Raw genomic sequence first — 6,308 nt, 5'->3', positions numbered from 1 at the left:
CCGTCACCCAGCCCCGCGCTGTGGGTTGCGGGCCCGGCTCAAAGCGATCTTCACGGCCTCAGGCGACGGGATGACCACCCAGCTCCTCCTTTGTGATCAAGCCGGAGGCTCGTCACCGCAAAGTCAACGGCGTCTCGGCGGCCACCCGGGTCAGCTTCTCCGGGTTTCGCACGAAGTACAGCCCGGTGATCCGGCCGCCCTCCACGCGGGCCGCCATGATTCCGTCGAACGCGCCGTCCACGTGTATGGCCAGCGCCGGGTTGCCGTTCACCGTCACCGGGAGGCCGGTCAGTTCGATCTCCGCCTTGCCGATACCTCCGACGATGAAGCGGCCCACCTTGCCCGCGCCCGCAACCGGGCGCAGGGCCGCCTGCTTCACGCCGCCGCCGTCGCTCAGGAGGACCACGTCCGGCGCGAGCAGATCCAACAGTCCCTGCAGGTCGCGGCCCTCGATCGCCCGCTGGAACGACTCCAGCACCGCCTTCGTCTCGCGCGCCGAGACCACCTCGCGCGGGCGGCGTGCGTCCACGTGGCGGCGCGCGCGGTGCGCGATCTGCCGGACCGCCGCCGGGCTCTTGCCCACCGCCTCGGCGATTTCGTCGTAGCCGACGTCGAACACCTCGCGCAGCACGAACACCGCGCGCTCGGTCGGCGCCAGCGTCTCCAAGACCAGCATCAACGCCATCGACACGCTTTCCGCGAGCTCGACGTCCTCGGCCACGTCCGGCGCCGTCAGCAGCGGCTCCGGCAGCCACGGCCCGACGTACGCCTCCTTGCGGCGCTGCATCGTGCGCAAGCGGTTGAGCGCCAGCCGGGTCGTGATGCGGACCAGGTACGCGCGCTCGTCACGCACCTCGGCGAGGTCGACCTCGGCCCAGCGCAGCCACGTCTCCTGGAGGACGTCCTCCGCGTCGGCCGCCGAGCCGAGCATCTCGTAGGCGACGGTGAACAGCAGGTTCCGGTGGGCGACGAAGGCCTCGGTCATCCCGTCTCCTCCCCTCATCCCGGGAACCGGCCCCAGGCGACGAACGCCGCGACAGCCAGGTAGGCCAGGTTCAGCGCGGCGAACCCGGCACTGCCGTGCCGGGCGTGGGTGATCATCGCACCCACCATCAGCAGCACCCAGCAGGCGGCGGTCACCGGGACCAGCACCGGCGCGATCCCGGTCACCGCGGGCAGGACCAGGCCGAGCGCCGCGAGCAGTTCCAGCGCGCCGAGGCTCTTGACGAAGCCCGGACGGGCGGCCGCGGTCCATTCGCCACCCGGTGCGGCCGCCAGCTTTTCCGTGGGCACGAAAGCTTTGCTGACGCCTCCGGTCAGCGCCACGACGGCGAGCAAGCCGGCCGCGAGCCACAGGGCGAGGTCCATGACGTTCTCCTCTCGAACGGGTGCGGCCTCAAGACACCGCCCGGCGCGAACCTGTGACAGCGTTGATTCTGTACCTACTAGTATGTACAGTCAGCCGCATGGGAACCCGGGACCAGCTCGTCGACAGCGCCCGCGAACTGCTGTGGGAACGCGGCTACGTCGGCACCAGCCCCAAGGCCATCCAGCAGCGCGCCGGCGCCGGCCAGGGCAGCATGTACCACCACTTCGCCGGCAAGAAGGAGCTCGCGCTGGCCGCCGTGCGGCGCAGCGGCGAGGAACTGCTGGCCGCCGCCGACGCACAGCTGCGCACGCCCGGCACCGCCGTCGAGCGCGTCACCGCCTACCTGCGGCGCGAGCGCGAGGTGCTCAAGGGCTGCCCCATCGGGCGGCTCACCCAGGACCCGGACATCGTCGCCGACCCGGATCTGCGGGCCCCGGTCGACGAGACCCTCACACGGGTGCGCGCCCGGCTGGCCGAGGTCCTCGACGAAGGCCGTGCCGCCGGCGAACTGCCCGCGTCGCTGGACACCGCGGCGCTGGCCGCCACGATCGTCGCCGTCCTGCAGGGCGGGTACGTGCTCGCCCGCGCCGCCGGCTCCCCCGAACCGTTCGACCAAGCCGTTTCCGGCGTGCTCGCCCTGCTCGCCGCCCACTGAACCCCAGGAGGACCGAAGTGGACGTCCGTCACGTTCCGGCCGCCGGCACCCCCGCCCCCGCCGACGCCGTCACCGGCAGCGCGTGGATCACCTCGCTCGCCGTCCCCGAAGGCCCGTCGCGCACCCGGGTCGACCGCGTCCAGTTCGCCCCCGGTGCCCGCACGCACTGGCACCGGCACCCGCTCGGCCAGGTCCTGGTCGTCACCGACGGGACCGGCTACGTCCAGCGCCGCGGCGGCCCGGCCCGGCTGATCCGGCCGGGCGACACGGTCCGCGTCGCCGCCGGGGAGTGGCACTGGCACGGCGCCACCGACACGACGCCGCTGACGCACCTGGCGATCGAGGAACTGCCCGCCGACGGCACCCCCACCGAGAACGGCGAGCCGGCGGGCGAGGGCGAGCCCGCCACCGTCCCGGCCTTCACCCGCACGCTCCTGCTGGACCAGCGGCTCCCGGCCCCGCGCGTCATCGATCACGTCGAAATCCGCCGGATCACCATCGCCCCGGGCGAGCACCTCGGCCTCCACGTCCACAACGGACCGGTGTTCGGCAGCATCGAAACCGGGTCCGCCGTTTTCCAGATCGAAGGCGAGCCGGAAACCGTGCTGACCCCCGGCGACGTCTTCCACGAGCCCGAATCGGTGCGGATCACCCGGTTCGACCCCCGCGGCGACGGCGTCACCTTCCTCGCCTACTTCCCGGCCGGACCAGGTGAAACACCCAGCCTGACCATGCTGGACAGCTGATCCCGCACTCCACGCGTCACCGGGGTACACGGCTCCCGGTTCACTGCGGTTCACCACATTTCCGAACTCTTTCCTCACGCGACAAAGTACTGGACAACGGGGCGCGCGCGGGTCACGATTACGCCGTGCCCGCCCCCCGTTGAGTCCCCGGAAAGAATCGGTTGACTCTTCACAAGGCGGACATTGTTATCGCTAACAGAGAACCGTGCCACTGGTGTCGGGCCAGTGGATTCTCTTCCCCCTTGAACCCATCGGAGTCCCTTCATGCCCGGAAACGCGGGAAAGCACCGCATCTCCCGACGCACCAAGATCGCCACCGGTGTCCTCGCGCTGGCCGTCGCCGCCGGCGGGATCGCGGTGTCGACGACGTTCGGCACTCCCAGCCAGGCCAGCGCCGACCCGGCCGACCCGTCGCTCTACATCGACATCCTCAAGGTCCCGCCGAACAACCGGGAGCCCGCCAAGGCGCGCGGGGCGTCCACCGGCACCTTCACCGTGGACTGCGGCCGCAACGAGAACCAGCACTTCAACCCGGACAACTTCGTCGCGCAGCCCGGGGTCCGCAACGGGGCCCAACACCTGCACGACTACGTCGGCAACCTCTCGTCGAACGCGGACTCGAACAACAAGAGCCTCGAAGCCGCCGGCACCACGTGCAAAAACGGCGATAAATCCGCCTATTTCTGGCCGGTTGTCCGTATCGACACCGAAGACGAAGAAAAGAACCCGCCCGCGAAGCCCGCGGACGGCGACCGCGACCAGGCCGCCCAGGACGCCGCTTCCCCGGCGATCACCTGCCCGGACGTCGCCAGCCGGCTGTCCGACGTCCCCGACTCGGCGATGGCCGAGGTCAACCGCAACCTCGACCTGCTGGACACGCAGCTCGACGAGGCCAACAAGCGGCTGGTCAGCACGCGCGGCCAGGGTGGACCCAACTTCGTCCAGAACGCCATCCTCGGCCCGCTCGAGGACAAGCGCGTCGCCACCATCGACCGCATCGCGATCGCGATCGGCCGCACCGCGGCCAAGCCGCAGGGCCTCGGCGTGCTCGCGCCCTGCACGCTGAAGGAGCAGGCCGGCACCGGCGGCAACCCCGCGAGCAACGGCGGCGGCGCCCCCGGCGGCGCGGCCCAGCAGATCACCTGCCCGGACGTCGCGAGCAAGCTCCCCGCCGTCCCGGCGTCGGCCAAGGCCGAAGTGGACCGCAACCTGCAGCTGCTGAACACGCAAATCCAGGAAGCGAATCAGCGGCTGGTCAGCACGCAGGGCCAAGGCGGCCCCAACTTCGTCCAGAACGCCATCCTCGGCCCGCTCAAGGACAAGCGCGTCGCCACCATCGACCGCATGGCCATCGCGATCGGCCGCACCGCCGCCAAGCCGCAGGGCCTCGACGCGCTCGCGCCCTGCACGCTCGGCCAGAGCGGCAACAACGGCGGCAACGGTGGCGCGACGGCGACACCGCCGCTGCCCGGCCCGGACGCCAACAACGAGCTGCCGGAGAACGACGGCCAGATCCAGCGCCCGGCGAAGGTCGGCATCACCTTCCGCGGCAGCGCGGCCGGCAAGGTCGTCGCGATGCCGAAGTTCCTGCGCGCGCTGTCCGGTGACGCCAAGCCGTCCATCAACGGCACCAAGAACACCCGGGCCGCGTGGACCTGCACCGGCTTCGAGAACCGGCTGACCGACAAGTACCCGATCTGCCCGCAGGGCAGCAAGGTGGAGCGGATCCACGACTTCCCGAGTTGCTGGGACGGCAAGAACACCGACAGCGCCAACCACCGCACGCACATCGTGTTCCCGGACGCGGCCGGCCGCTGCGCCACCGGGTTCAAGGCGGTGCCGGAACTGCGGATCACGCTGGTCTACGACATCCCGCACGACATCCAGGTCAAGAAGCAGTACAAAGTGGACTCGTTCCCGTCCGAGAAGCACAACCCGTTGTCCGACCACGACGACTTCGCGAACGTGATGTCGCAGAGCATCATGAACCAGGTCGTCAACTGCATCAACCGCAACAAGACCTGCAACGCCTGACCCGCGCGGGTGCCCGCCGCGGACGGCGGCGGGCACCCGTGAGGAGCCACCGATGACGGTCCCGATCGTTCCGGGATTCCATCCCGACCCGTCGATCTGCCGGGTCGGCGACACGTACTACCTGGCGAATTCGAGCTTCGAGTACGTGCCGGGCGTCCCGATCCGGCGCAGCACCGACCTCGTCTCCTGGGAGCTCGTCGGGCACGCGCTGACCCGGCCGAGCCAGCTGCCGCCGTCCGACGGCGCCGCGAACACGGGGATCTACGCGCCGACCCTGCGCCACCACGGCGGCCGGTTCCACCTGGTCACCACGAACGTCCTCGACGGCCGCGGCCACCTGATCGTGACGGCGGAGGACCCGGCCGGCCCCTGGTCCGACCCGGTCCACGTGCCCGGCACCACCGGCATCGACCCGGACCTCTGCTGGGACGGCGACGGCGTCTGCCACCTCACGTGGGCGTCGTTCCGGCCGGACCTGCCGGGCATCGCGAGCGTCCCGATCGATGTCGGAACGGGAGCGATGCTCGCCGAGCCGCGGCTGCTGTGGAACGGCACCGGCCTCGCCGCACCGGAGGGCCCGCACCTGTACCGGGTCGACGGCTGGTGGTACCTGCTGCTCGCCGAAGGCGGCACCGAACGCGGCCACGCCGTCACCATCGCGCGCGCCCGCACGCTGGAGGGCCCGTACGAGCCCGGGCCGGCGAACCCGATCCTGACCCACCGCAGCACCACGCACCCGGTGCAGAACACGGGACACGCCGACCTGGTCGAGTGCGCCGACGGCCGCTGGGCGATGGTGTACCTGGGCGTCCGGCCGCGCGGCAAGACACCGCAGTTCCACGTCAACGGCCGCGAGACGTTCCTGGCCGGGGTGGACTGGGTGGACGGCTGGCCCGTCGTCGACGAAACCCGGTTCACGGTTCCCCTGGCGGACAACAGCTTCACCGACGACTTCGCCGAGCTGCACCCGCGCTGGGTGGCTCCGGGCGCGAGTCCCGTGGTGCACCAGGCCGGTCCGGGCGGCTCGGTCCTCAGTGGCTCCTTGCTGACCCGGGCCCTCGACGAGTACTGGACCGCGGTGGCCGACCTCGACGTTTCCGGCGGCACGGCGGCCTTCGTCGTCCGGATCGACGACCGCCACTGGTACGGCCTCACGGCGGACGGCTCCACGGTGACGGCGACGGTGGCGATCGGCCCGGCGGTCCGGACGGTCACCGCCGTCGCGGCCGGTTCCGTGGTGTCCCTGCGGATCCGCGCGCTCGAGCCGCCGGTTTCGGGCCCGTTCCGGGAGATCACCGAGCCGGACCTCCTCGAGCTCGCCGTCCTCGACGCCGACGGCCGGGCGGAAGTCCTGGGTTCCTTCGACGGCCGGTACCTCTCCACCGAGGTCGCGGCCGGCTTCACCGGCCGCATGATCGGCGTGCGCGTCCTCGACGGAACCGTGACCCTGCGCGGCTTCCGCTACACGACCGAACATCGGCAACCCTTATCGAGTTGAGCAATT

The 6,308-nt window shown here is 71.1% G+C and carries 6 protein-coding genes; 4 read left to right on the top strand and 2 right to left on the bottom strand.

Going from position 1 to position 6,308, the window contains the following annotated elements:
* Positions 1 to 112 precede the first annotated feature (112 nt).
* Positions 113 to 985: an RNA polymerase sigma-70 factor gene (locus ACWEVN_RS24300; RefSeq protein ID WP_452052793.1), complete on the bottom strand. Its 873-nt coding sequence runs from the start codon at positions 983 to 985 to the stop codon at positions 113 to 115.
* Positions 986 to 999: 14 nt separating this feature from the next.
* Positions 1,000 to 1,368 carry a DoxX family protein gene (locus ACWEVN_RS24295; RefSeq protein ID WP_452052792.1) on the bottom strand — a complete coding sequence of 123 codons (369 nt, stop codon included), beginning with the start codon at positions 1,366 to 1,368 and terminating at the stop codon, positions 1,000 to 1,002.
* Positions 1,369 to 1,466: 98 nt separating this feature from the next.
* Here ACWEVN_RS24295 and ACWEVN_RS24290 point away from each other — a divergent pair, with 98 nt between their 5' ends.
* The 4 genes from ACWEVN_RS24290 (at position 1,467) to ACWEVN_RS24275 (ending at position 6,302) form a co-directional block, all read left to right on the top strand.
* Complete coding sequence (locus ACWEVN_RS24290) at positions 1,467 to 2,024, top strand: TetR/AcrR family transcriptional regulator (RefSeq protein ID WP_452052791.1); 558 nt, start codon at positions 1,467 to 1,469, stop codon at positions 2,022 to 2,024.
* A gap of 17 nt (positions 2,025 to 2,041) precedes the next feature.
* Complete coding sequence (locus ACWEVN_RS24285; RefSeq protein WP_452052790.1) at positions 2,042 to 2,770, top strand: cupin domain-containing protein; 729 nt, start codon at positions 2,042 to 2,044, stop codon at positions 2,768 to 2,770.
* A gap of 264 nt (positions 2,771 to 3,034) precedes the next feature.
* Positions 3,035 to 4,804: a DUF1996 domain-containing protein gene (locus tag ACWEVN_RS24280; protein ID WP_452052789.1), complete on the top strand. Its 1,770-nt coding sequence runs from the start codon at positions 3,035 to 3,037 to the stop codon at positions 4,802 to 4,804.
* A gap of 52 nt (positions 4,805 to 4,856) precedes the next feature.
* Positions 4,857 to 6,302 (top strand): family 43 glycosylhydrolase, encoded by a 1,446-nt coding sequence (locus tag ACWEVN_RS24275; protein ID WP_452052788.1) that lies wholly within the window; start codon positions 4,857 to 4,859, stop codon positions 6,300 to 6,302.
* Positions 6,303 to 6,308 lie beyond the last annotated feature (6 nt).

It is taken from the genome of Amycolatopsis sp. NPDC003861, from assembly GCF_053605405.1.
Note: the sequence above shows the minus strand (reverse complement) of the source record. Positions and strands in the feature narration are given on the sequence as shown.

Bases quoted from the DNA above. Each gene is read 5' to 3' on its own strand.
- ACWEVN_RS24295 (WP_452052792.1), bottom strand. From the start codon at position 1,368: ATGGACCTCGCCCTGTGGCTCGCGGCCGGCTTGCTCGCCGTCGTGGCG.
- ACWEVN_RS24290 (WP_452052791.1), top strand. From the start codon at position 1,467: ATGGGAACCCGGGACCAGCTCGTCGACAGCGCCCGCGAACTGCTGTGG.
- ACWEVN_RS24300 (WP_452052793.1), bottom strand. From the start codon at position 985: ATGACCGAGGCCTTCGTCGCCCACCGGAACCTGCTGTTCACCGTCGCC.
- ACWEVN_RS24280 (WP_452052789.1), top strand. From the start codon at position 3,035: ATGCCCGGAAACGCGGGAAAGCACCGCATCTCCCGACGCACCAAGATC.
- ACWEVN_RS24275 (WP_452052788.1), top strand. From the start codon at position 4,857: ATGACGGTCCCGATCGTTCCGGGATTCCATCCCGACCCGTCGATCTGC.